Here is a 23,102-nt window from a genome sequence, read left to right on the forward strand (position 1 = left end):
CGAGGGGGAGGTTTGTCGAATGCGCAATCAGGGCGCAGGCTGCGGCCCGGGCAGCGTGCGGCGCCAGTTTCCGCGCCGGTAGACGGCCCACGCCATGGCGAGCGCTGCGAGCGAAGAGAGCGGAAAGCTCCACCAGATCGCATCGCCGCCGAGCGCCGGGTAGCCCAATGCATAGATGCCGAGGCGGATCGGGAACATCGACAGGGCGACGATGATCAGGGGAGGGATCACCGACCCGTTGGCCCGCAGCGTGCCGATGATGACGATCGTGGTACCGAAGGGGAGGAAGGTCCAGGTCGCGACAAGCTGGATATGGCGAGCGACCTCGACCGCTTCGCTGCCGCGGCCAAGAAAGAGGCCGAGCGCCGCCCGATCGAAGGCGAGGAGGAGGAGAATCAGCGCGCCGGTCATCACGAGATTGATCGCGATCCCGCTGTTGGTGATCGAGCCGACGCGGTCCCAGCGATGCGCGCCGATATTCTGCGCGGCCATCGCGCTCACCGCGGCGCCGACGGCGAGCGCAGGCATCTGGACATAGTTCCAAAGCTGGAGCGTCGCGCCATAGGCAGCCGCGGTGACGAGCCCTTCGCGATTGACGAGGCCGACCATGACGAGGCCTGCGCCGGAGATGACGAGCATCTGCGCGCCCATCGGCAGCCCGCGCCCGATGATGAAGCGCAGCTCCTTGGCATCGGGGAGAAGATAGGAAAGCTCGTGTCCGCGCAGGCGAAGCACATGGTCCCTGGCATAGAACCACCCGAGCATCGCAGCGAGGCTGATCGTCCCGGCAACCGCCGTCGCGAGCGCGCTTCCGGCGATGCCGAGGCGCGGGAAGGGGCCGAGGCCGAGGATGAGGACGGGATTGAGAATGATGTCGAGCACGACCGAGAGGATCATGAAGCGCAGCGGCGTCACCGCGTCCCCGGCACCGCGCGACGCCATCATCAGCGTCACCATGAGCATCGTTGCAGGGATCGCGATAAAGGTGACGCGCAGATAATCGTGCGCGAGCGCGAATGCCTCGGGCGGGGTTTCAAGAAGGTGCAGGATCGCGTCCGAGGCAAACCAGCCGACGAGCGCGATGACGAGCGAAAAGAGCAGTGCGAGCCCGATCGCCCCGCCGCTTGCGCGCCGCGCGGCGGCGATGTCGCCGCGGCCGATCGCCTGACCGATCAGGACCGTTGCTGCCATGCCGAAACCGAAAAAGGTCGCAAACATCAGGAACATGATGATGTTCGCGTTGGCCGTCGCGGCGAGCGCGCTTTCGCCGAGGAATTGCCCGACCCAGATCGAGTTCACCGAACTCGAGAGCGTCTGGAGGATATTGGAGGCGAGCGTCGGCAGTGCGAAGATGATGAGCGTGCGGGTAATCGGCCCGCCCGTCAGGTCCATGCCGGTGCTGCCGCGTGCGGTCTGCCGCGGCGGCACCGGCCCCGCCGGGGGGTCGGCCGCAGCCGCAACGGGTGGGGCAGGCTCGCCCGCGCTCACCCCAGCCGCGCCAGCGCGGCGGCCAAACGGTCGGCTTCGGCGGCTTTGGCTGCATGGTCGGCGCGTGCCTTTTCCACCGCTTCGGGCTTGGCCCGTTCGATGAAGCTTGCATTGCCGAGGCGTCCGGCGAGGCTGTCGCGCTCTTTCACCGCCGCGGCGAGCGCCTTGGTCAGCCGTTCGCGCTCGGCGGCAATGTCGATCACGCCTTCGAGCGGAACGGTGATCGTCTCGCCCTCGACGACGAGCTGCGCCGAGGCGTCGGCCGGTGCGGGATCGAAGCGGATCGCCTCGAGGCGCGCGGCGCGGTCGAGCTGGGCTGCGAGTCTTTCGGTGCGAGCCTTGAGCGAGGCTGGGAAATGCGCGGTCAGCCGCGCGCCCGGCGGAAGACCCAGTTCGGCCTTTGCGCCGCGCAGCTCGCGCACCAGCTTGATAAGCCAGTCGATATCGGCGCTGGCTTCGGCGTCGCGCGAGGCGCCTGGCGCGGGCCATTTCGCCGTAATCAGGGGATAATTTTCCCGGTCTCCAAGACCGGTCCACAGCTCTTCGGTGATGAAGGGCATGAAGGGGTGGAGCATGACGAGGATCTGATCAAGCACCCAGCCGGCAGTGGCCTTCGTCTCGTCGTCGATCGCCCCCTTGATCAGCTCCAGATACCAGTCGCAGAAGTGGTCCCAGGCAAAGCTGTAGACAGCATTGGCTGCATCATCGAAGCGATAGGCGGCAAAGGCGCGTTCCATCTCGGCCACCGTGTCAGCGACCTCGCTGATGATCCAGCGGTTGACCGGCAGGCTCGCCGCTGGCGCTTCGAGGCTCGCCGAGGCCGCAATGCCATTGGCTTCGCAAAAGCGCGCAGCGTTCCATAGCTTGGTTGCAAAATTGCGATAGCCTGCAAGACGCGCGTCATCCATCTTGATGTCGCGGCCCTGGCTTTCCATCGCCGCCATGAAGAAACGCAGCGCATCGGCGCCATATTGGTCGATGAGGCCGAGCGGGTCGACGACATTGCCCTTCGATTTCGACATTTTCTGGCCATCAGGCGCGCGGACGAGGCCGTGGAGATAGAGCGTCTTCCACGGCACCTCGCCCATGAAATGCATGCCCTGCATCGCCATGCGCGCATCCCAGAAGAAGAGGATGTCGAACCCGGAGACGAGGACATCGTTCGGGTAGTGGCGGCGCAGCATCGCAGTGTCCTCGGGCCAGCCAAGGGTCGCAAAGGGCCAGAGCGCTGACGAGAACCAGGTATCAAGAACGTCGGGGTCGCGTTCGAGCTTCACCCCCGCGCCGGCCTCGGCCTGCGCTTCCTCTTCACTCTCGGCGACGAAGATATTGCCCTCGCCATCGAACCAGGCCGGGATCCGGTGCCCCCACCAGAGCTGACGCGAAATGCACCAGGGCTGAATATTCTCCATCCAGTTGAAGAAGGTTTTCTCCCAGCTTTTGGGGACGATGGCGATGCGCCCGTCGCGCACCGCCTTGATCGGCGCCTGCGCGAGCTTTTCGGCATCGACATACCATTGGTCGGTGAGCCAGGGTTCGATCACCACGCCGCCGCGGTCGCCGAAGGGGGTCTGGATCGTGCGCGGTTCAGCGTCGTGCTCAAGGCCTTCCTTGTCGAGGTGCGGGATGAGGAAGCCCAATTCCTTCATCTGTTTGACGACAAGTTCGCGCGCGCCGTCGGTGCCGTCGCGGCGGAAGCGGTGGAGGCCGAGATATTCCCTGGGGATGAGCCCGTCGCTCGTCTGGATCACATTCGCGTCGCCGTCGAACATGTTGAGCATCTCGCCGGGCCGCATTCCTGCGCGCTTGCCCACCTCGAAGTCGTTGAAATCGTGCCCCGGCGTAATCTTCACCGCGCCGCTCCCGAGTTCGGGGTCGGCATGCTCGTCGGCGATTACCTTGAAGCGCCGGCCGGTGATCGGCTGGAGGATCTCCTTGCCGATCACGCTCTTGTAGCGTTCATCATCGGGGTGCACCGCCACCGCCATGTCCGCGAGCATCGTCTCGGGGCGCGTTGTGGCAACCTCGATATGGTCGCGTCCGTCGTCGAGCGTGACGCCGTCCGCCAGCGGATATTTGAAGTGCCAGAAGCTGCCCTGTACCTCGTGCGTCTCGACCTCGAGGTCCGAGATCGCGGTCTTGAGCTTGGGGTCCCAGTTCACGAGACGCTTGTCGCGGTAGATCAGATTCTGGTGGTAGAGCTCGACAAAGACCTTCGCGACCGCGCGGTTCAGCCCTTCGTCCATCGTGAAGCGCTCGTTCGCCCAGTCCATCGAGCAGCCTAGGCGGCGAAGCTGGCCGGTAATCTGGCCGCCGCTTTCGGCTTTCCACTGCCAGACCTTCTCGACAAATTCCTCGCGCGTATAGTTGGTGCGCTTGTCCTGCCGCTCCTCCATTTGGCGCTCGACGACCATCTGGGTCGCGATGCCGGCATGGTCCATGCCGACCACCCAGAGCGCATCCTTGCCGCGCAGGCGCTCGTAGCGGATGAGCACGTCCTGCAGCGTATTGTCGAGCGCATGGCCGATGTGCAGCGCTCCGGTGACATTGGGCGGCGGGTTGACGATCGTGAAGGGTTCGGCATCGGGACGCGCGGGGCGATAAAGCCCGCGGCTTTCCCATTCACGGGCCCATTTCGCCTCGATAGCGGCGGGATCGAAGGTTTTTTCCATCGGCATAGCCGAGCGCCTTTGCCAGCCACGGTGCGACGCGGCAAGGGGGTAGCCGCATCGCATCCCTTCGCGCCGAGGAAGCGGGGCGGCTCACCCTCTTGAGCCTATGTCCCCACCGCGGCATCCAGGGCTTGCTCGGCGCGAAGAGGAGCCGAAGGGAAGGCTCATTTCTTCAAATAGCTTCCCAGCCAGTTGAACACCGTCTGGTGCCACTGAACGCTGTTCGCGCCCTTCAGCACCCAGTGATTTTCGTCGGGGAAGACGAGCAGCTGCGAGGGGATGCCGCGGCGCTGGAGGGCGGTGAAGGCGGCGATGCCCTGGGTATAGGGAATGCGGAAATCCTTCTCGCTGGTGATGACCAGCATCGGCGTCTTCCATTTGGCGACATGGTTTACCGGGTTCCACTTTTCAAACTCTTCGGGAACCTCGAAATAGGCGCCGCCATGCTCCCATTCATCAAACCACAGCTCTTCGGTCTCATAGGCCATCGCGCGCGCGTCGAAGACGCCGTCATGCTGCACGAGACATTTGAAGCCGTCGGTCCACTGGCCGGCGATCCAGTTCATCATATAGCCGCCGTAGGAGGCGCCGAGCGCGCAGGCGTTGGCGATGTCGAGCTGCGCATCCTGCCTGCCGGCCGCCGCGAGGCCGAGTTTTAGATCTTCGAGCGGCTTGCCGCCCCAGTCCTTGTTGATGCTGTCCGTGAAGGCCTGGCCGTAGCCTGTCGATCCGTGGAAATCGACGGTGACGACCCCATAGCCTTGCTGCGCGAAGAGGCGCGGATTCCAGCGCGTCGACCAGCTGTTGCCGAAGCTCGACTGCGGGCCGCCGTGGACAATGAAGGCGACGGGCAACTTCGCGGCGGCGCTTTGGGGCTTGAGGATCATGCCCCAGACCTTGTCGCCATTCGCGCCGGCGAACTCCATGCGCTCGATCTTGACGGGGTCGAAGGCCGCGAGACGCTCGGCATTGACCGCAGTGATCTGCGCGATCTTGCCCTTGGCGTCGCGGACATAGACATCGGTCGGCAGCAGCGCCGTGTTGCGCGTATAAAGAAGGCCGCCCCCCGCGAGCGGGGTCACGTTGCCGATATTGCCATCATAGGTCTCGTTGGAGGCCTTCAGCCGCTCGACCTTGCCGCTCGCGACGTCGACGCGGAAGACGGGGTGATCGAGCACGTCCTGCGCGGTGACGTAAAGCGCCTTGCCGTCGGGCGCCCAGGCAATCGAGGCGACCGAGCGATCCCATGCATCGGTGAGCTTGCGCGTCTCGCCGCTTGCAAGGTCGCGCAGCATCAGCACCTGACGGTCGGACTCATAGCCGGGGCGCGCCATCGCCGCATAGGCGAGCCACTTGCCGTCGGGCGAGGGGGCAGGGAGCGTGTCGGTCGCCTGATTGGCCTCGGTCAGGTTGAGCGGCGCCATGCGGGCGTCGACCTTCGCCTGATAAATGTCGAGGTTGGTCGAGCGCGGCTCGTCGCGGTCGGCCTTGCGCAGGGTGAAATAGACAGTGCGGCTGTCGGTGCCCCAGGCGAGCTCCTCGCCGCCGCCAAAGGGTTTGGAGGGGGTGTCGCCGACGAGGCCGCCGTCGATCGCGCGCGCCGCGGTCGCCTTGCCGTCGACGAGGTCGAAGACGAAGGGGCGGCTGTAGGTGCCCGGCGTTTCCCACTCGTCCCAATGGCGTACGAAACCCGCGCCATCCTTGTAGAGGCGGCCGCTGCCGGGGCCGACGAGCGCACCCTTGTCCTTGGCATCGCAGCCGAAGCTCGTGCATTCCTTGGCGATATCGCCCCAGGCGAGGAGGCGGGTTCCGTCGGGCGACAGCTTGAAGCCCGCGACGTCGGCCTTCTCGCTTGTGACCTGGGTCGCCTCGGCGCCCGGGGCGGCAGGATCGATGCGCCACACCTGGCTCTTGCCCGATGCATCGGAGATGAAGAAGAGCGTGCCGTCCGGGTGAAAGGCGGGCGAGGTTTCATTCTTCCCCGGCACGTCGGCGAGGCGGACCGGCTTTGAGGCCTTCGCCTTCCGGTCAACAAGCCAGAGGCCGGTTGAGCGTTTGTAGCTTCCCTCTTCGGTTTCGGTCATCTGGAAGACAACCCAGCGGCCATCGGGGGAGGCGGCGGGCGCCGCGACGCGCTTCAGCGTCGCAAGATCGACCTCGGTCATCGGCCGGGCGAGGGAGGGCGTGGCGCACAGGGCGGCGGCGAGCGCGATCGCGCTGGGGAGGAGATGGTTTCGCATGAAAACGGTTTAGCGGAGAAGGCGAAGCGTTCAAGGGGCGATCATGCGCGCGTGATCATGGGCGCGGTCTGCCGCCAGGCTTTGCAGAACGAGCTCCGCCTCTGCCGTCGCAAGTGCGTGGACCGTGCCGACAAGGTAGATCGCGTTGGCACAAGGCGGGCCGCAGGGCGCGAGACCGAAGGCCGCGCAGGCGTCGGCAGGTGCAATCGTTGCGCCCCGTCCCGCCGCCACGCTGGCGAGCGCCTCCTCAAGTTCGTCGAAATGATCATGCCGGGGAAGGCTCGGCGGTTGTCCGCCCAGCGCCTCGGCGAACCATCGGGCGAAGACATAGTCATATTCGTCATAGGTGACAAAGCGCAAGGAGCCGTCTTGCACGGTGGCCACAGGGTCGGCGCCATCAGCGCCCACGAGGACAAGCTCTTCGCTCGCGACAATCCTTGCCTCGAAGGTCGCGGCGACGACAGGGCGATAGGTGACGGCCAGATCAATCTCGCCTTGGGTGAGCGCGGCAATCAGCGCATCGTGACGATCGGTTCGCAGGAGCAGCGACTGCGTGGCAGCGAGCCGCGGCAGCAGGGCGGGCACGAGCCGATACCGTCCAAATCCCGTGACAGCGCCGAGCCGGAGGGGCAGCGGCGCCTCGGCAGGTTCGCTCGCGCTGGCGCACGCGCGATCGATGTCGCCGAGCGCGCGGCCGATGGCATCGAACATGGTCCGACCTTTTTGCGTAAGCCGGATCGAGCGGCCGACGCGTTCGGTGAGCGCGGCCCCGACCTCACGCTCGAAGCGGCGCAAGTCCGCGTGGACAGCGGGCGGCGATTTGCCGAGCCGCTCGCCTGCCGCCGAGATACCGCCAGCAGCTCCCACCGCGTGGAAGACCATCGCGCGGCGAAGCATGTTTCCATTCATTCTTCACCTCAGGTGAATGAGATATAGGAAATTTCCAAATTATCGAATGATAATTTCCTTCCTACACCCGCTCGCGAAAGGAGAGACGGGCATGAATGGATTGAAAGCGGCCGCGGCGCTGGCAGCAGCGTTGCTCGCAGCCCGGGCTGGAGCGCAGGCGCCGGTCAGCGAAAACGAGGGCATCGCGCAATTCTACAGCTACCGCGTTGCAGACCGCGCTGCGTTCGAAGCCGGCTACCGTGCGCATCTTGGCTGGCATGCCCGAAATGGCGATCCCCTCATATGGTACGCCTGGACAGTTCAGACGGGACCGCGCCGCGGCCTGTTTGTCGATGCGACGGCTGGTACCAGCTTTTCCGCGCTCGACCGGCGCGTGAAGCCCGCCGAGGATGGCGCCGATTTTCGCCGAACGGCTGCGTCCCACGCGGTAGCTGTCGATGTCGAAACATGGGAGCTGTGGGCGGGCGTATCGACGGCGACCCCGCTGGAGGACAAGCGTCCCAGCGCAATCGTCGATGTCTTCCGCATCGACGTAGCGCCGGGCGATACGGCGGCATTTGAAAGGGCCATGACGGCGCTTGCCACGCCGCGCGGGCAAGCTGGCGTGCAGCTGAGCTGGTACCGGCGACTGCGAGGCGGGGACGGGCCGGCTTATTTCGCCATGCTGGCGCGCGAGAATTGGGCCGGGCTCGGGGCGGCGGGCGGAACATTTGCGGCCATGCTGGCGCGCGCCTACGGTGCTAGCGAGGGCGAAGTGGACAAAGTGCTCGGCGAGGTTTCGGGGCTCAGCGTCGAGAGCTGGACCTACGAGCCGAGGCTTTCCCTCATCCCCGGCGCGCCGCTTGCTCTCTAGAGGTTCAGCGAACGATCGCGCCGCCCTTCATCACATGGTCGATCTTTTCAAGAACGGTGATGTCGGCGAGCGGATCGGCCTCGACCGCCACCAGGTCCGCATAGCGCCCGGGCAGAATCGCTCCCACGTCGCTGCGGCCCATTTCCTCGGCGGCTCGGGCGGTTGCCGCCTCGATCGCCTGCATCGGAGTCATGCCATATTTGACCATGTTGGCGAACTGCCGGGCATTGAGCCCGTGCGGATAGACGCCGGCGTCGGTGCCGTAGCCAATCTTGACCCCGATCTCGACCGCACGGCGAAATGCGGCGCGCTGCGTCTCGGTGGTCTCGCGGTTCTTGCGCAGATATTCCTCGGGCCAGCCCTCGCGCGTCCCTTCCTCGTCGATATAGGTGCCGTTGTATATGTCCATGACGAGCCAGGTGCCGTGAGCCTTTGCCATCTGGAGCGCTTCTTCATCGGCCAGACTGGCATGTTCGATGCTGTCGACCCCGGCGCGGATCGCATTCTTGATCCCCTCGGCGCCATGCGCATGCGCGGTGACGCGCTTGCCGCGCGCGTGCGCGACATTCACCACCGCGCGAAGCTCCTCCTCCGTCAGTTCGGGCGCGCCGGGCTCGGTCCCGATCGCGAGCACCGCGCCGGTCGCGATCGTCTTGATGAAGTCGGCGCCGCGGTCGAGGAGAAAAGCGGTTCTTGACGCCGCCTCTGCAGGCGTGGCCGCAACGCCGAGGCGCATGTCGGGGGGCAGCTCCTCGTTCGGGACAACGCCGTTCAATTCGCCGCCGCCTTTGGGCGCGGTGATATAGGCCCCTGCGACCCACATGCGCGGGCCCGGCACGTCGCCGCGCTCGATCGCATTGCGCAGCGCGACATCGGTGAGGCCGCGATAGGTTCCGACGTCGCGAACGCTGGTGAACCCCGCCTCGAGCGTCACGCGGGCGTTGCGCGCGCCGACCAATGCCGTCTCGGCGGGCGAGGCTTTCATGGGCGCGGCAAGGTCGGCGCTCTGACCAAGATCGGCAAGGTGCGTGTGAAGGTCGATGAGGCCGGGCAGTACCGTATAATCCGACCAGTCGATCCGCGTCGAACCAGCAGGCGCCGTGCCGCAGGGACCGACCGCGGCGATGCGGTCGCCGGTGATGGTGACGCACTGGCCGGTGCGGGCCTCACCCGACACGCCGTCGATGAGGCGTCCTGCCTCGACATAGAGCGTTGCCGCCGTCGCGGGGGTCGCCGCGGCGAGGGCGGCTGCGAGCGCGGCGGTCAGATGGACGCGCTGAAGGTGTCGCACTGGCGCGGGTCTCCCGTTTGCAGGCCGCGGCGTAGCCAGGTCATGCGCTGTGCGCTCGTGCCGTGCGTGAAGCTTTCGGGCACCGGCCGCTGGCCCGCTGAGCGCATCAGCGTGTCGTCGCCGATCGCGTTCGCAGCTGTCATCGCCTCCTCCATGTCGCCCGGTTCCATGACGCTCTGGCCGTCGCGCGTGCGGGCGCGCGCGGCCCATACGCCGGCGTAGCAGTCGGCCTGGAGCTCCATTCGCACCTGGAGTGCGTTGCCTTCGGCCTGCGATGCGCGCTGCTGACGCTGACGGACCTGGTCCGAAATGCCGGTGATCGTCTGGATATGATGTCCGACCTCATGCGCGACGACATAGGCCTGCGCGGCATCGCCGGCGGCACCGAAGCGCTGTGCAAGTTCATTGAAAAAGGCGGTGTCGAGATAGACGCCCTGGTCGGCGGGGCAATAAAATGGGCCCATCGCAGCCTGCGCAGCCCCGCAGCCCGACTGGTTCTGATCGGTGAAGAAATTGAGCGTTGGCTTTTGGTAGCCGTTGATGACGCTGCCCCACACCTGGTGCGTCGAGCCGAAGACATTGCACGCAAATCTCTCCGCCTGCGTGTCGCAGGCGACATTGGCTCCGCTGCGGCTATCAGCCATCGGATCGGAGGTGCCGCCCCCGGTGCTGAGCATGTTCGCGCCGGGTCCGAGGAAAACAAAGGCGAGGATGCCGAGGAGGATGATGGTCCCGCAGCCCATCTTGCGTCCAAGCAGCATCGGAAGCAGCCCGAAGAGAAGGCCGCCCATGCCGCCGCCGCCACCGCCGAACCCGCCGCCGCCGCGGCCGAGATCGCGGATGTCGTCGCCGGGATCATAATCGTCGAGGCGCATGGGAATTCTCCAGCCGGTTGCCGTGTCTTGCGCCCGTTGTGGCAGCAGCGCGGGCCCTTGGGAAGAGGCTTAAAGGGCGGGCTTGCAAAGCCAGTCCCCTCGGTTCACCTAGCGGGAGCTTCGCGGGCGTCCCCCATGATTTCCACTTTGGCGAAGAAAGGACAAGCTGTGCATCTTAAAGGCAAGACCGCTCTCGTGACCGGATCGACCTCGGGCATCGGGCTCGGCATCGCGAAGGCGCTCGCCGTGCACGGCGCCAACATCATCATCAACGGTTTTGGCGATGCCGACGCCATCGAGGCCGAGCGCAAGGCGCTCGAGGAGCTGAACGGAGGCAAGGCCGCCTACGACAGCGCTGATCTCACAAAGCCCGCGGCGATCGAGGCGATGTTTGCGCGCGCCGAGGCGGACATGGGCGGGGTCGATATTCTGGTGAACAATGCCGGCACGCAGTTCGTGTCGCCGATCGAGGATTTCCCGGCCGAGAAATGGGACCTCATTCTCGCGCTCAACCTCTCGTCGGCATTCCACGCGATCCGCCTTGCCGTGCCGGGGATGCGAAAGAAGAAATGGGGGCGGATCATCGCCACCGCCTCGGCGCATTCGCTCGTCGCCTCGCCGTTCAAATCGGCCTATGTCGCAGCAAAACACGGGCTGGCCGGGCTCACCAAGGCGGTGGCGCTTGAGGTCGCCGACGCGGGGATCACGGTCAATTGCATCAGCCCCGGCTATGTCTGGACCCCGCTCGTTGAAAATCAGATCCCCGACACGATGAAGGCGCGGGGACTGACGCGCGAGCAGGTAATCAACGACGTGCTGCTCGCCGGCCAGCCCACCAAGCAGTTCGTGACGGTCGAGCAGGTCGCAGCGCTCGCGGCCTTCCTGACGCGCGACGAGGCCGCTAATATCACGGGCGCCAACCTCAGCGTCGATGGCGGCTGGACGGCCGCCTGATAGGATAAGACCCCGCCCCTTGAGGATTTTTTCCCCTTTCCCTAAGCATGGGCGGGGACCAGACCAGGAGAGGGACTATGTGGGGGCGCAGCAAGCTGATTTCTCTCGCCGCGGGGAGCCTTGCCCTTGCCGCGTGCCAGGCGGTGCCGCCGGTGCCGCCCTCGGCCGCCGACACGACCGCGGCGGGCACTTGGCGCGCGACGGCGACCGAGCAGGACCGTGCGCGTATCCGCAACTGGTACAAAAGCTGGGAGATGGCGCTCGCCGACGCGCGGGCGCGGGGATATGGCGCTGACATCGAGCGCGAGGGTGTGCTGCTCGAGCCGATGGCGGCGCTGCCGAACCCGCACCTTCCCGCGGGCGAGTATCGCTGCCGCACGATCAAGGTCGGGGCGCAGACGGGGACGCTCGGCTTCATTGCCTATGACTGGTTCCGCTGCCGCGTCTCGGCCGAGCAGGGACTGGAAAGCCTGACCAAGCTGACCGGATCGCAGCGCCCGGTCGGACTGATCTTTCCCGACAATCTGAAACGGCAGGTGTTTCTGGGCACGCTCGAGCTCGGCGACGAGACGGTTCCCGTTGATTATGGGAGCGACCGGATGCGCGACATGGCGGGGCTGATCGAGAGGATCGGTGACAATCGCTGGCGGCTGGTGCTGCCTGCCCCCGCCTATGAATCGCTGCTCGACATCATCGAACTGGTGCCGGCTGCTTGAAGGGGATGGGGCATATGACACGCATCTGGTGGGCAGGGGCGGCGGCGCTGGCGTTGGCGACGCCTGCTGCGGGAGAAACGCTGGCCGAGCAGGTCAAGGCCGAGATGCCTTCGCTGATGACCATCTACGCCGATCTTCACGCCCATCCTGAACTCAGCTTCCACGAGGTTCGGTCGGCGGGCATCCTTGCTGCCGAGGCCCGCAGGCTCGGATTTGACGTGACCGAGAAGGTGGGCGGAACCGGTGTGGTCGCGGTGATGAATAATGGTGCTGGCCCCGTAGTCCTTGTCCGCGCCGACATGGACGGATTGCCGGTGACCGAGCAGACGGGCTGGCCCGGTGCCTCGAAGGTGCGCGTGACGACCGACGAGGGCGTCGAGACGGGGGTAATGCACGCTTGCGGCCATGACACCCACATGACCAGCTGGATCGGCGTCGCGCGGCTCATGGCCGCGAACAAGGCCCAGTGGTCGGGGACGCTCGTGATGATCGGCCAGCCGGCCGAAGAACGCGGCGCGGGCGCACGGATGATGCTCGAGGACGGTCTCTACACCCGCTTTCCAAAGCCTCAATATGCGCTCGCCTTCCACGATGCGGCGCAGGTCCCCGCCGGCATGATCGGCTATACGCCAGGCTATGCCCTCGCGAATGTCGACAGCGTCGACATCACGGTGAAGGGGGCGGGCGGCCACGGCGCCTATCCTCACACGACAAAGGATCCGATCGTTCTTGCGAGCCGGATCGTGGGCGCGCTCCAGACGCTGGTCTCGCGCGAGGTGAGCCCGCTCGATTCTGCGGTGGTCACGGTCGGCAGCTTTCACGCCGGGGCGAAGCATAATATCATCCCCGATGAGGCGAAACTGCAGCTCACGGTGCGCAGCTATAGCGATGAGGTGCGGGACCAATTGCTCACCGGGATCGCCCGCATCGCGAAAGGCGAGGCGATCGCGGCGGGGATTCCGGAGGACCGAATGCCGGTCGTCAAGGTCGACCGCACCGAATATACACCCGCTACCTACAACACCCCCGAGTTCACCGAAGAGATGGCGGCGCTCCTTCAAGCGCGCTTTGGCGAGGCGCGTGTCGTGCGCATGCCGCCGGTGATGGGCGGCGAGGATTTCGGCCGCTATGGCCGGGAGGACAAGAGCATCAAGAGCATGATCTTCTGGGTGGGCGGCGTGCCGCCGGCGGAGATTGAAGCGGCGAAGAAGGATGGGCGCACATTGCCGAGCCTCCATTCTCCCTTCTGGGCGCCGGATGCATCGGCCGTCATTTCTACTGCGACCGAGGCGCTGGGGGCGTTGACCCTGAAGCTGATGGCGAAAGCGGGCGATTAGTCGAGGAGCGAACACCCGCTCGAAAGCGTCGATGCGCTCAAGGCCGCGCTGAGCGAAGCTCTCCCCCGCGCCGCCGCACGCCTCGGCTATCCTGACGTCCTGTGCGCGGGGCAAAGCTCGCGCTTCATGCCGTCTGGACAGAGGTTCGAGAAAGCGCGGGCACCTGCGATTAGCCCACGGATCGGTTACGCGCGGCGCGGCTCTCCACACGAGGCGACGTTTCGCGCGCACCGCCGCGCCGACGATCCTCGACGTCGATATGCATTGCTTCGGTCGATGGATTTTGTCGATCCTTGCCTTGGAGCCTCGACTAAGCCGAGCAACAACTAGGCACCTCTGAAATCCTCGAAGGACCCGCCGCGGCCGGCGCCTTTTGCAAAGCGAGCGGCGCCCTCGGCTGCGCCTTTGCTGAGCGGGGCGAGTCCCGCATGGGCTTCGTGGGCGAGCGCATCGACCAGTCCCAGATCCCACTGGCGATAGGCGCTCATCCGGTCGCTTCGCATGCAAAGCTGCGGAAAGGCAGCGATCTGCTTTGCGAGCGCGATCGCGGCCGGCAGTGCCTCCTCGTCGGGAACGAGGCGGTCAGCGAGGCCGATGTGCAGCGCCTCCTCTGCCGCCACTGCGCGCCCGGTCAGGATCATGTCGAGTGCGCGGCCCTGGCCAATAAGGCGCGGCAGGCGCACCGTTCCGCCGTCGATCAGCGGCACGCCCCAGCGGCGGCAGTAGACGCCGAAGACCGCGCTCGCCGCGGCGACGCGCAAATCGCACCAGAGCGCAAGTTCGAGCCCGCCCGCGACCGCGTGGCCCTCGACCGCGGCGATCACGGGTTTGTCGAGGAGCATCCGCGTCGGCCCCATCGGTCCTGGACCATCGGGGTCGTAGCGGGTCGCCCCGACCGCGTGCAGATCAAAGCCCGCGCAGAAATGCCCCTCGCTGCCGGTGAGGATCGCGACGCGCGCATCCTCGTCCGCTCCAAAGGCGGCGAAAGTCTCGCGCAGCGCTGCGGCCGTCGGGGGATCGACCGCGTTGCGCTTCTCCGGCCGGTCGATGGTGATGATCGTGACGGGGCCATCGCGAGCGACGAGAAGGGGCATGGGATTTCCTTCGGGCGAGTAGGGGGATAGCGGCGGTCTCGCCCGCCAGCATGACGGATCGGTTAAGGGGTTGAAAGCCCCAAGGCGCGGTCCTAGATGGGTCTTATGCGGGCCGGGCCCCTCTGGCGCCTTCGACACTTTGTTTCGCGGGCGTGATGTCGGACCGCATCGGGTGACACCGATGCTTTGCGGCCCAGCTCTCCCCCCTCATCAGGGCCTCGGCATCGGCGTCACCTGTCTTGAGCATGCTCAGTCTGGAGGCCTTATGTCTGTCAATTCCCGCATTATCCGCTTTACCCAATGGCGCCGGCAGCTCGACGAAGCAGTAAGGCGCGAGGCGCGCCAGCGCGGTGCCACTTTTCGGCTGCTGCGCCTCCATGCGCTACGACTCACGGTCAAGCAGCGGCTCGCAGCCTTGATGCGGCGCCCGGTTCACGCCCAGTGATTCGTGAGCGATAAGAGGAACGCGCTGCCCTTTGCGGGCGGCGCGTTCTAACGCCAGGGCGGCGCGTCAGATCGCCAGGATCAGCGCATCGTCCTCGCGCGGCGCTACGGCTTCGAAGCTTGGCAGCGGTTCAAAGCCGTCTTCGAGCACCTCGGGCGCTCCCAGTCCGTCGAGCTTGAAATGACCGAGCCGTCGCTCGTCTTCCGAACGCCAGTTCTTGCCGAGGTTGAGGGCGCTGACGAACAGGTCGCCGCGCCGCTCGAACATCAGATGCGGTGCGAGCATCATGCGGTTGCCGTTGTAATTGGCTGCCACCATGCGCCGGCGCGCAATGGCTTCCATCATCTTCAGTCGGGTGTCGTTCATGGGGGAGAGTCGCAAATCAGTTTTGTTGTGCAATGCACCATAACCGATGAACGACACCGGTGGCAAGCTAAGATCCATAGAATGCTATACAATCTGGACAGAAAATGCCCGCCGGAAGCGCAGTGGCTTCCGACGGGCAGGCTTTCCTCCCCAGGAAAGCTCGGGAGGCGCGGGGGGCAACGAATTCCCCCGCGCCAAGCTCGGGATCAGCTCTCAGGCCGCAAACTGGTTCATGGTGTTGTCCTTGCCTGCGGCCTTGAGCGCGGCCTCGCCGGCGAAATATTCCTTGTGATCATCGCCGATGTCGCTTCCGCTCATATTCTGGTGCTTCACGCAGGCGATGCCCTGACGGATTTCGGCGCGCTGGACGTTCTTGACGTAGCCGAGCATCGCCTCGCCGCCGAAATATTCCCTCGCGAGATTGTCGGTGCTGAGCGCCGCGGTGTGATAGGTCGGCAGCGTGATGAGGTGGTGGAAGATCCCTGCCCGCTTCGACGCATCGCGCTGGAAGGTGCGGATGCGGTTGTCGGCCTCGATTGAAAGCTCGCTATCGTCATAGTCCGCGCTCATCAGCTTGGCGCGGTCATAGGCGCTGACGTCCCGGCCCTCGGCCTGCCAGCTGTCGAATACCTGCTGGCGGAAATTGAGCGTCCAGTTGAAGCTCGGCGAATTATTATAGGCAAGCTTTGCGTTCGGGAAGACCTCGCGGATGCGGTCGACCATGCCGGCAATCTGTTCGATGTGCGGCTTTTCGGTTTCGATCCACAAAAGGTCCGCGCCATTCTCAAGGCTCGCGATGCAGTCCATGACGCAGCGGTCTTCGCCGGTCCCGGGACGGAACTGGTAAAGGTTCGAGGGCAGCCGCTTCGGGCGCATCAGCTTGCCGTCCCGGTTGATGAGCACATCGCCAGGATTGCCCGCGCCTTCGACCTCTTCGCAATCGAGGAAGCTGTTGTACCGGTCGCCAAGGTCACCGGGCTCGCGGCTGTAGGCGATCTGCTTGGTGAGGCCCGCGCCGAGGCTGTCGGTGCGCGTCACGATGATGCCGTCCTCGACCCCCAGTTCCATGAAGGCGTAGCGGCAGGCGCGGATCTTCGCGATGAAGTCCTCGTGCGGCACGGTAACCTTGCCGTCCTGGTGACCGCACTGCTTTTCGTCCGACACCTGGTTTTCGATCTGCAGCGCGCAAGCGCCGGCTTCGATCATTTTCTTGGCGAGGAGATAGGTCGCCTCGGCATTGCCGAACCCCGCGTCGATATCGGCGATGATCGGCACGACATGCGTTTCATGATTGTCGATCGCGGCCTGGATCTGCTTCGCCTTGAGCTCGTCACCCTCGGCGCGGGCGGCGTCGAGGTCGCGGAAAAGGAGCCCGAGTTCGCGGGCGTCGGCCTGGCGCAGAAAGGTATAGATTTCCTCGATCAGCGCCGGGACGCTTGTTTTCTCGTGCATCGACTGGTCGGGGAGCGGACCGAATTCGCTGCGCAGCGCAGCGATCATCCAGCCCGAGAGATAGATGTAGCGGCCCTTGGTGGTCCCGAAATGCTTCTTGATCGAGATCATTTTCTGCTGCGCGATGAAGCCGTGCCAGCAGCCCAGCGACTGGGTATAGTTCGCAGGATCAGCATCATAGGCGGCCATGTCGGCGCGCATGATGCGCGCGGTATAGCGCGCGATGTCGATGCCGGTCCTGAACTTGTTCTGGGCGCGCATGCGCGCGACGCTTTCGCCGCTGATGCCGTCCCAGGTGCCGTCGTAATCGCGGATCAGGCGGCCTGCCTGCGCCATGTCTTCCTGATAACCCATCGTCTTGTCCTCGTTTCGAAGCTGATGGGGGTAAGCTGGCGAAAGTCCCGCGCAATGTGAAAAGCTTTGTCAATTTTATTTGTGAAATATGGCCGATCGGTGTAAATTGCTGTGTAAATATGTAAAGAAAGTTACAAGATGGCAGAGCGGCGGGTGTTTGCAGGGCCGGCGGTGCGCAGGGTGCGGCGCGAGGCGGGGCTGACGCAGGCGGCGATGGCCGAGGCGCTCGATATTTCGCCAAGCTACCTCAATCTGATCGAGCATGGCCAGCGGCCGCTTTCCGCCACGGTGATCGTGAGATTGGCGGAACGCTTCGGCTTCGACGCTGCGAAGCTGGGCGCAGAGGAACTGCCGGGCGGCCTCGCAGGGCTGAGGCGGCGGCTCGCCGATCCGCGCTTTGCCGACCTCGGCATCGGCGCCGAGGAGGTCGAGTCGTGGCTGCAGACCGCCCCCGCAACCGCCGCGGCCTTCGCGCGGCTGTTCGATGCCGCCCCTGAAGGAGGCGCGGAAAGGGAAGGCGATGCGCCCGAAGTTACCGCGGTTCGCCGCGCGATCGAGAAATGGCGCAACCATTTCCCCGACCTCGATGCCCGCGCCGAGGAACTGGCCGACGAACTGCGCCTCGCCGGGGGCGATCTTTATGGCACGATTTCAGAGCGTTTGCGCACGCGCCACCAGCTCGGCATCCGCATTTTGCCCGCCGATGTGATGCCCGACCGGCTCCGCTGGCTCGACTGGCATGCGCGGCAACTTATGCTGAACGAACTGCTGCGCCCGGCCTCGCGCACCTTTCAGGCGGCGGCGACGCTGGCACAGGTCGAGGCCAAGTCGGAGATCGACGCTCTGGTCGCGGGCGCCGAATTCGCCGAGTCCGCCGCCGCGCGGCTGTTCGAGCGCCATCTGATCCATTATTTCGCCGCCGCGCTGATGATGCCCTACAGCCGCTTCCTGCGCGCGTGCGACGCGACGGGCTATGATCTGCTCCTGCTCCAGCGTCGCTTCGGCGCGGGCTATGAGCAGGTCGCGCACCGGCTGACGACGCTCCAGCGCGTCGGCGCCCGAGGACTGCCCTTTTTCATGCTGCGGATCGACCGCGCAGGACAGGGGAGCAAGCGCTATAGCGGCGCGAGCCAGTCGCCGCTGGTCGACGGCGACGCGCGCTGCCCGCTGTGGGGCGTGCACGAAGCCTTCGCGCGCCCGGGCGAGGTGGTCGCCGATCTGGCCGAGCTGGAGGACGGATCGCGCTGGTTCACCCTGTCGCGCCTCGTTGCAGCCCCCGGTGCGACGGGAAGCGGCATGCCCGCGCGCTTTGCGATCTGCGTCGGCGTCGATGCCAAGGTCGCAGCGCCGCTGGCCGCCGCACGGGGGCTCGACCTGATGCGGGCGCCCGCGACCCCGATCGGACTGGGGTGCAGACGCTGCACACGCGCCGGCTGCGTCCAGCGCTCGCGGCCGCCGCTCGGCCGCCCGCTGCGGTTCCGCGAGGGCGAGCGCGGGGTGAGCGCGTTCGATTTCGCGGGGGATTGAGCGGTGTGCGTCCGTTGAAGAGTGAGGCCCCCCGGTTCAAGCCCGGGGCGTGGGGGAGGGGGCATGAGCAGGTGCGGGGCGAATTGCCGGCGAGGCTCTACAGTCGGTCCATGCGGAGCCAGCGGCGCTCGCCAAGCCACGCATTCGAAAGCGCCTTGTCAGCGGCCGCCGCCTCGAGCTTGCGGCCCCGCGCGGCTTCGCTGCGGCTGAGCCCGTAGAGCGCCCAGCCGTTATTGGGGGCCTGGCTCAGCGCGGCGCGGAAGGCGTCGCTGGCCTCGCCGTAGCGCCGGGCCTGGAACAGCGCGGCGCCGAGCGATTGGCGGACGGGATAATACCAATAGGTCGGCTCCTGATAGGGAAGGCGGCCCTCGATCTCGGTCGCCTCGCGATAGAAGGCGATCGCATCGTCCGGTCGGCCGCTGGCCGAGGCGAACCGTCCGCGCGCGACCCGGTCGGCGAGCCGTAGAAGCTCGTCCGCCGGCACGCCCTGTGCGATCATGTCCTGAAGCGCGTCGGACGACCCGATCTGTGCCATCGCGGCAATTTCCCGGTCGAATGCAGCGCGGTCGCGAAGGCCGGCATAGGCGACGGCGCGCGCATAATGGCGCATCGCAGCAGGATAGGCGAGGCGGGCGTCGGGGGCGGGCACCGCCAGGATCGCCTTGGCATCGGCGAATTGCGCCATCGCGAAATAGGGCGCGGCGTCGATCGCCTGAATCCACGCGATCCGCGCCGAGGTTGCGGGGTCGAGCACGGTGCGCAGGCGATGCGCCTCGCGGATCGCGGTGTTCATGTCGCCCGCCATTTGGGCCGAGGTGACGATGAAGTGGATATTGTGCGGATAATAGCCATAGCGCACCAACCCCTGGTCACCCGCGCTGCGGATGAACGCCTCGTCGGCGCGCGCGGCGGCGATGTTGACGCGGATCGAGTCGGCGTGCCGTCCGCGCAGCTGATAGATATGGCCCGGCATGTGGACGAGGTGCGCGGCGCTGGGCGCCGCCGGGTCCGCCAAGCGATCCGCTGCCGCCTCGGCGCGCTGGGGATCGCTGGCCTCCATCAGGTGAATATAGAGGTGGTTCGCCTGAACATGCGCGGGATTACGGCGAAGCACGGTTTCGATCAGCCGCACCGCCTCGCCGGTGCGGCCCACGGGCGTCCGCTTGTCGCCCTCCCAATAATTCCAGGGCGTCGTGTCCATCGCGGCCTCGGCGGCGAGCACCGCCACGTCGTCGTCGCCGGGAAAGCGGCGCGCGGCGTCGAGCATCGCATCGGCGTAGCCCGCGTCGAGCGCGGCGCGATCGGCGGCGGGGTCGGCCGAATATCGGAGGGCGACTGCCTCGATCAGCGCGCGCTCCATTGGGGAAGCTTTGCCGCGCAGCGCCATCGCGCGTTCGACCGCCGCGAGCGCGGCGGCATGATCGCGATCGTCCATTGGCGCATTGATATTGGGTCCGAGCGCTACCGCTTCGCCCCACCAGCAGATGGCGCAGTCCGGATCGCGCCGCTGCGCCTCGCGGAACGAGCGCACCGCCCCGGCGTGGTTGAAGCCATAGGTGAGGAGAAGGCCCTGGCTGAAATAGCGCCGCGTCTGATCGTCGCGCGTCGAGACGGGGAAGGGCGAGGCGGTGAGGTCGGGAAAGAGTGCGATGGGCGCCGCCTGGCTCGCGGGGGCGGCGAGCGCTGCTGCGGCGAGAAGATCGTGCGCCAGCGTCGCTCCTGCGCGGCGGGCACCACAGAACAGGGTAGCGAGGCGGCTAGGGTCAAGCGCATCGAGCGCGGCGGGCGAAAAACCGGTCGGCGGCGCGAAGCTGGCAAGAGAGAAACCGATGCCGGCGATCGCAGCGGCTCTGAACGCGTGGTGCATGCCCATTCCCCTTCCCCCGAGGCGAACCTGAATGGCGTCGGGAGGGTATCACGAATGGGGGAGGGCGCCCAAGCGCAATCGCGAGGGAGGAGGTGCGAATGTCTCGAACCGAAGGGAAGTCGGCGATCGATCCTCCCTGCGGGGGAGGATTATTCGCGCGCCTTTGCCGCGGCGCGGACGTCCTGGGCGCGGGCGAGGGGGATAATGAGAATATCGTCGCCGTCGACGATGACCGCGACATCCTCCATTCCAACGAGCGTGACGCGCTTGTCCCCTGCGCGGACCAGGTTGCCGCGGCTGTCGTGAACGAAGACGTCGCCGGCAAGTGCATTCCCGTCGGCGTCCTTGTCGGCGATGGCGTGGACCGCGTGCCAGCTGCCAAGATCGGACCAGCCCATCGCGGCGGGGACGACGGCGACGCGCTCGTCCTTCTCCATCACAGCATAGTCGATCGAGTCGCTTGGCGCCTGCTCGAACAGAAGCGCGTCGGCATAGAGCGCGTCGCCGTCGCGCTGCCCCGCGGCAACTGCGCGGTCGGCCGCCTCGAAAATCGCGCGGCAATGGGTCAGCATTGCATCGCGCATCCGCCCGGCGCGAAAGAGGAAAATGCCCGCGTTCCAACTGTAGCCGCCCGCGACGAGCATCGCCTCGGCCTCGGCGAGCGGGGGCTTTTCGACGAAGCGCGCGACAGCAAAGCCGTCTTCGCCGAGCGGCTCGCCGCTTGCGATATAGCCAAAGCCGGTTTCGGGGCGGTCGGGCGTGATGCCGAAGGCGACGAGCCAGTCCCGCTGGGCAAGACGCGCGCCTTTCGCGATCGCGGCATGAAAGGCAGCGATATCGGCGATGACATGATCACTCGGCATCACGAGGAGCAGCGTGTCGGCGTCAGCCTGCGCGACTGCGAGCGCGATCGCGGCGGCGGTACCGCGCGGCATCGGCTCGACGAGCAGCGCCGCCTCTCGCGCGTCCATCTGCTCGCGCACCAAGGCAACATGCGCATCGCCGCACAGGATCACCGGTGGCAGGAAGTCCGCGCCTGCAGGCGTGCGGCGCACGGTCTGGCAAAAAAGGCTGTCAGCACCGGCGAGCGCCAGGAACTGTTTGGCATGATTGCCGCGCGATTCGGGCCAGAGCCGTGTTCCGGCGCCGCCGCAAAGGATAACGGGTTGAATCATCAGCGTCATGCGGAAGGTCTATCGGGTTCGAAGGGACCGGTCACGCGCTATCGGCGGAAATGGGCGGGAGGGGGAGGATCTCATCTTCCGATGACGCGGCTGGGCTCGCAGGAGTTCCCCTCGATGCGAGAGAAAAAGAACAGGATCTTCCTCAATCGCAGGCCTTGTGGAGCTTCCACGCGAGCCAGGCGGAGACGAGGCACATGGCCGCGACCATCAGCAGCGTGTCGTCGATGGTCAGCCCCATGCCGATCAATAGGCTGAGGATCAGCGTTGCGGCGACCATGAACCCCGAGTTCACGATATTGTTTGCCGCAATCGTGCGCGCGGTCTGCGACTTGGCGACGGTGGTGGTGAGAAAGGCGTAGAGCGGCACCACGAACATGCCGCCCGCGATCGCGATTCCGAAAAGATCGAGAATGATGCGGTCACCCGCGCGCAGCGCTAGAAATTCGCGCCACGCCATCAGCGTGTTGTCGGCGTGCTTCCAGCCGCGCACCGACAGCCAAAGATCGACGACGAAAACCCCCATTACGATCACCGACCCCGGCGAATAGCGTGCTGACACATGCCCCTTGAGCAGCCGGTTGACGACGATCGAGCCGATCGCGACGCCGACCGAGAAAATGGCGGTGAACATTGTCGCGACGGTGTTGTCGGCGCCCAGCGCATTCTTGACGAGCGGCGGAAACTGCGCCGCGAGGATCGCGCCGATCGCCCAGAAGAAGCTGATCGAGACGATCGCGAGGAAGAGGCGCGGAATGTGCATCGTCGAGCTCACGATCTGCCACGACGAGCGGAATACATTATGGTCGATGACGAGGCCTTGCGCCTCTTCTTCCGGGGGAGCGGCAGGTACGAAACGCGCGGTGAGCCGGCCGATCACCGCGACGGCGATGATGCCCCCAATGGCGATGTGCGGCGGCGTCAGGCCGCCGACGATCGTGCCCCCGAGGATCGCGATATAGGTGCCCGCCTCGACCCATCCGGTGCCCGCGAGCACTTCATCTTCGTGCAGATGCTGCGGCAGGATCGCATATTTGATCGGGCCGAAGAAGGTCGAGTGCATTCCCATCGAGAAGAGCGCGAGGAGCATCAGCGGCACATTGTGAAGCCAGATGCCCGCGCCGCCGACGATCATGATCAGGATTTCCGCGCTCTTGATGATGCGGATCATCCTTGTCTTGTCGGTGCTGTCCGCAAGCTGCCCCGCGAGCGCTGAAAAAAGGAAGAAGGGCAGGATGAAGAGGCCGCCCGCAAGCGCGTTGAACCAGGCCTCGGTCTCCGGATCCTTGTAGATGGTGAAGGTGACAAGGATCACCATCGCCATCTTGTAGAAATTGTCATTGAAGGCGTTGAGGAACTGGGTCGCAAACAGAGGCAGGAACCGGCGTTGCTTCATCAGCGCAAAGGAACCGGTCATGCGTTACCCACTTTTTTCCACCCAGATTGACCCCGCGGCCCCTGATGAGGGCAATATGGTTGTC

18 protein-coding genes are annotated in these 23,102 nt (G+C 65.8%); 6 read left to right on the forward strand and 12 right to left on the reverse strand.

Annotation, left to right across the window (positions count from 1 at the left end; all coding sequences use genetic code 11):
* Positions 1-27: 27 nt before the first annotated feature.
* From B5X69_RS06505 to B5X69_RS06520, 4 genes are all read right to left on the reverse strand, one after another.
* A complete protein-coding gene (locus tag B5X69_RS06505; RefSeq protein WP_245798654.1) occupies positions 28-1,488 on the reverse strand; it encodes an MATE family efflux transporter in 1,461 nt (486 codons plus the stop codon).
* Entirely contained in the window at positions 1,485-4,166 is a 2,682-nt protein-coding gene (locus tag B5X69_RS06510; RefSeq protein ID WP_139375693.1) for a valine--tRNA ligase, read from the reverse strand. The genes B5X69_RS06505 and B5X69_RS06510 overlap by 4 nt, the downstream gene beginning before the upstream one ends.
* Before the next feature lie 158 nt (positions 4,167-4,324).
* The gene (locus tag B5X69_RS06515; RefSeq protein WP_079637882.1) at positions 4,325-6,400 is read right to left on the reverse strand and encodes a S9 family peptidase; all 2,076 of its coding nucleotides are present in this window, start codon (positions 6,398-6,400) and stop codon (positions 4,325-4,327) included.
* Between the two features lie 30 nt (positions 6,401-6,430).
* Positions 6,431-7,297 (reverse strand): LysR family transcriptional regulator, encoded by an 867-nt coding sequence (locus B5X69_RS06520; RefSeq protein ID WP_176141528.1) that lies wholly within the window; start codon positions 7,295-7,297, stop codon positions 6,431-6,433.
* A 103-nt stretch (positions 7,298-7,400) separates the two neighbouring features.
* Between B5X69_RS06520 and B5X69_RS06525 the strand changes: the two genes are divergently transcribed.
* Positions 7,401-8,162 (forward strand): hypothetical protein, encoded by a 762-nt coding sequence (locus tag B5X69_RS06525; protein WP_079637884.1) that lies wholly within the window; start codon positions 7,401-7,403, stop codon positions 8,160-8,162.
* A 4-nt stretch (positions 8,163-8,166) separates the two neighbouring features.
* Here B5X69_RS06525 and B5X69_RS06530 read toward each other — a convergent pair whose 3' ends face one another.
* On the reverse strand, positions 8,167-9,453 hold the full coding sequence (locus tag B5X69_RS06530; RefSeq protein ID WP_079637885.1) for a Xaa-Pro dipeptidase: 1,287 nt from the start codon (positions 9,451-9,453) through the stop codon (positions 8,167-8,169).
* Positions 9,426-10,328, reverse strand: a complete 903-nt coding sequence (gene ypfJ / locus B5X69_RS06535; protein WP_079637886.1) for a KPN_02809 family neutral zinc metallopeptidase — start codon at positions 10,326-10,328, stop codon at positions 9,426-9,428. Before ypfJ ends, B5X69_RS06530 begins: the two co-directional genes overlap by 28 nt.
* 135 nt (positions 10,329-10,463) lie before the next feature.
* Between ypfJ and B5X69_RS06540 the strand changes: the two genes are divergently transcribed.
* From B5X69_RS06540 to B5X69_RS06550, 3 genes are all read left to right on the forward strand, one after another.
* Positions 10,464-11,282 carry a 3-hydroxybutyrate dehydrogenase gene (locus B5X69_RS06540; RefSeq protein WP_281250922.1) on the forward strand — a complete coding sequence of 273 codons (819 nt, stop codon included), beginning with the start codon at positions 10,464-10,466 and terminating at the stop codon, positions 11,280-11,282.
* Between the two features lie 77 nt (positions 11,283-11,359).
* The gene (locus B5X69_RS06545; RefSeq protein ID WP_079637888.1) at positions 11,360-11,998 is read left to right on the forward strand and encodes a DUF4893 domain-containing protein; all 639 of its coding nucleotides are present in this window, start codon (positions 11,360-11,362) and stop codon (positions 11,996-11,998) included.
* A gap of 14 nt (positions 11,999-12,012) precedes the next feature.
* On the forward strand, positions 12,013-13,335 hold the full coding sequence (locus B5X69_RS06550; protein ID WP_079638014.1) for an amidohydrolase: 1,323 nt from the start codon (positions 12,013-12,015) through the stop codon (positions 13,333-13,335).
* Between the two features lie 326 nt (positions 13,336-13,661).
* Here the strand turns inward: B5X69_RS06550 and B5X69_RS06555 are convergent, their stop codons facing one another.
* Complete coding sequence (locus tag B5X69_RS06555; RefSeq protein WP_079637889.1) at positions 13,662-14,429, reverse strand: crotonase/enoyl-CoA hydratase family protein; 768 nt, start codon at positions 14,427-14,429, stop codon at positions 13,662-13,664.
* Between the two features lie 265 nt (positions 14,430-14,694).
* Here B5X69_RS06555 and B5X69_RS20890 point away from each other — a divergent pair, with 265 nt between their 5' ends.
* Positions 14,695-14,874: a hypothetical protein gene (locus B5X69_RS20890; protein WP_139375694.1), complete on the forward strand. Its 180-nt coding sequence runs from the start codon at positions 14,695-14,697 to the stop codon at positions 14,872-14,874.
* Between the two features lie 66 nt (positions 14,875-14,940).
* On the opposite strand, the gene B5X69_RS06565 is transcribed toward B5X69_RS20890, so the two are convergent.
* On the reverse strand, positions 14,941-15,240 hold the full coding sequence (locus B5X69_RS06565) for a hypothetical protein (RefSeq protein WP_079637891.1): 300 nt from the start codon (positions 15,238-15,240) through the stop codon (positions 14,941-14,943).
* A gap of 213 nt (positions 15,241-15,453) precedes the next feature.
* Positions 15,454-17,046, reverse strand: a complete 1,593-nt coding sequence (locus B5X69_RS06570) for an isocitrate lyase (RefSeq protein WP_079637892.1) — start codon at positions 17,044-17,046, stop codon at positions 15,454-15,456.
* 138 nt (positions 17,047-17,184) lie between these two features.
* Here B5X69_RS06570 and B5X69_RS06575 point away from each other — a divergent pair, with 138 nt between their 5' ends.
* Positions 17,185-18,573 carry a helix-turn-helix domain-containing protein gene (locus tag B5X69_RS06575; RefSeq protein ID WP_079637893.1) on the forward strand — a complete coding sequence of 463 codons (1,389 nt, stop codon included), beginning with the start codon at positions 17,185-17,187 and terminating at the stop codon, positions 18,571-18,573.
* A gap of 97 nt (positions 18,574-18,670) precedes the next feature.
* Here the strand turns inward: B5X69_RS06575 and B5X69_RS06580 are convergent, their stop codons facing one another.
* From B5X69_RS06580 to B5X69_RS06590, 3 genes are all read right to left on the reverse strand, one after another.
* Positions 18,671-20,440, reverse strand: coding sequence for a tetratricopeptide repeat protein (locus tag B5X69_RS06580; RefSeq protein WP_079638015.1), 1,770 nt, complete (start codon positions 20,438-20,440; stop codon positions 18,671-18,673).
* Between the two features lie 149 nt (positions 20,441-20,589).
* The gene (locus tag B5X69_RS06585) at positions 20,590-21,624 is read right to left on the reverse strand and encodes a mannose-1-phosphate guanylyltransferase (protein WP_079637894.1); all 1,035 of its coding nucleotides are present in this window, start codon (positions 21,622-21,624) and stop codon (positions 20,590-20,592) included.
* Positions 21,625-21,766: 142 nt separating this feature from the next.
* Entirely contained in the window at positions 21,767-23,038 is a 1,272-nt protein-coding gene (locus tag B5X69_RS06590) for an MFS transporter (RefSeq protein ID WP_079637895.1), read from the reverse strand.
* Positions 23,039-23,102 lie beyond the last annotated feature (64 nt).

Source organism: Sphingopyxis flava (assembly GCF_900168005.1).
Lineage (GTDB): Bacteria > Pseudomonadota > Alphaproteobacteria > Sphingomonadales > Sphingomonadaceae > Sphingopyxis > Sphingopyxis flava.

What these genes read in the sequence shown, in the direction of transcription:
- B5X69_RS06510 (WP_139375693.1), bottom strand. Translation starts at nt 4,166, where the DNA reads ATGCCGATGGAAAAAACCTTCGATCCCGCCGCTATCGAGGCGAAATGG.
- B5X69_RS06515 (WP_079637882.1), bottom strand. Translation starts at nt 6,400, where the DNA reads ATGCGAAACCATCTCCTCCCCAGCGCGATCGCGCTCGCCGCCGCCCTG.
- B5X69_RS06520 (WP_176141528.1), bottom strand. Translation starts at nt 7,297, where the DNA reads ATGCTTCGCCGCGCGATGGTCTTCCACGCGGTGGGAGCTGCTGGCGGT.
- B5X69_RS06525 (WP_079637884.1), top strand. Translation starts at nt 7,401, where the DNA reads ATGAATGGATTGAAAGCGGCCGCGGCGCTGGCAGCAGCGTTGCTCGCA.
- ypfJ (WP_079637886.1), bottom strand. Translation starts at nt 10,328, where the DNA reads ATGCGCCTCGACGATTATGATCCCGGCGACGACATCCGCGATCTCGGC.
- B5X69_RS06540 (WP_281250922.1), top strand. Translation starts at nt 10,464, where the DNA reads ATGATTTCCACTTTGGCGAAGAAAGGACAAGCTGTGCATCTTAAAGGC.
- B5X69_RS06545 (WP_079637888.1), top strand. Translation starts at nt 11,360, where the DNA reads ATGTGGGGGCGCAGCAAGCTGATTTCTCTCGCCGCGGGGAGCCTTGCC.
- B5X69_RS06550 (WP_079638014.1), top strand. Translation starts at nt 12,013, where the DNA reads ATGACACGCATCTGGTGGGCAGGGGCGGCGGCGCTGGCGTTGGCGACG.
- B5X69_RS06555 (WP_079637889.1), bottom strand. Translation starts at nt 14,429, where the DNA reads ATGCCCCTTCTCGTCGCTCGCGATGGCCCCGTCACGATCATCACCATC.
- B5X69_RS20890 (WP_139375694.1), top strand. Translation starts at nt 14,695, where the DNA reads ATGTCTGTCAATTCCCGCATTATCCGCTTTACCCAATGGCGCCGGCAG.
- B5X69_RS06565 (WP_079637891.1), bottom strand. Translation starts at nt 15,240, where the DNA reads ATGAACGACACCCGACTGAAGATGATGGAAGCCATTGCGCGCCGGCGC.
- B5X69_RS06570 (WP_079637892.1), bottom strand. Translation starts at nt 17,046, where the DNA reads ATGGGTTATCAGGAAGACATGGCGCAGGCAGGCCGCCTGATCCGCGAT.
- B5X69_RS06575 (WP_079637893.1), top strand. Translation starts at nt 17,185, where the DNA reads ATGGCAGAGCGGCGGGTGTTTGCAGGGCCGGCGGTGCGCAGGGTGCGG.
- B5X69_RS06580 (WP_079638015.1), bottom strand. Translation starts at nt 20,440, where the DNA reads ATGCACCACGCGTTCAGAGCCGCTGCGATCGCCGGCATCGGTTTCTCT.
- B5X69_RS06585 (WP_079637894.1), bottom strand. Translation starts at nt 21,624, where the DNA reads ATGACGCTGATGATTCAACCCGTTATCCTTTGCGGCGGCGCCGGAACA.
- B5X69_RS06590 (WP_079637895.1), bottom strand. Translation starts at nt 23,038, where the DNA reads ATGACCGGTTCCTTTGCGCTGATGAAGCAACGCCGGTTCCTGCCTCTG.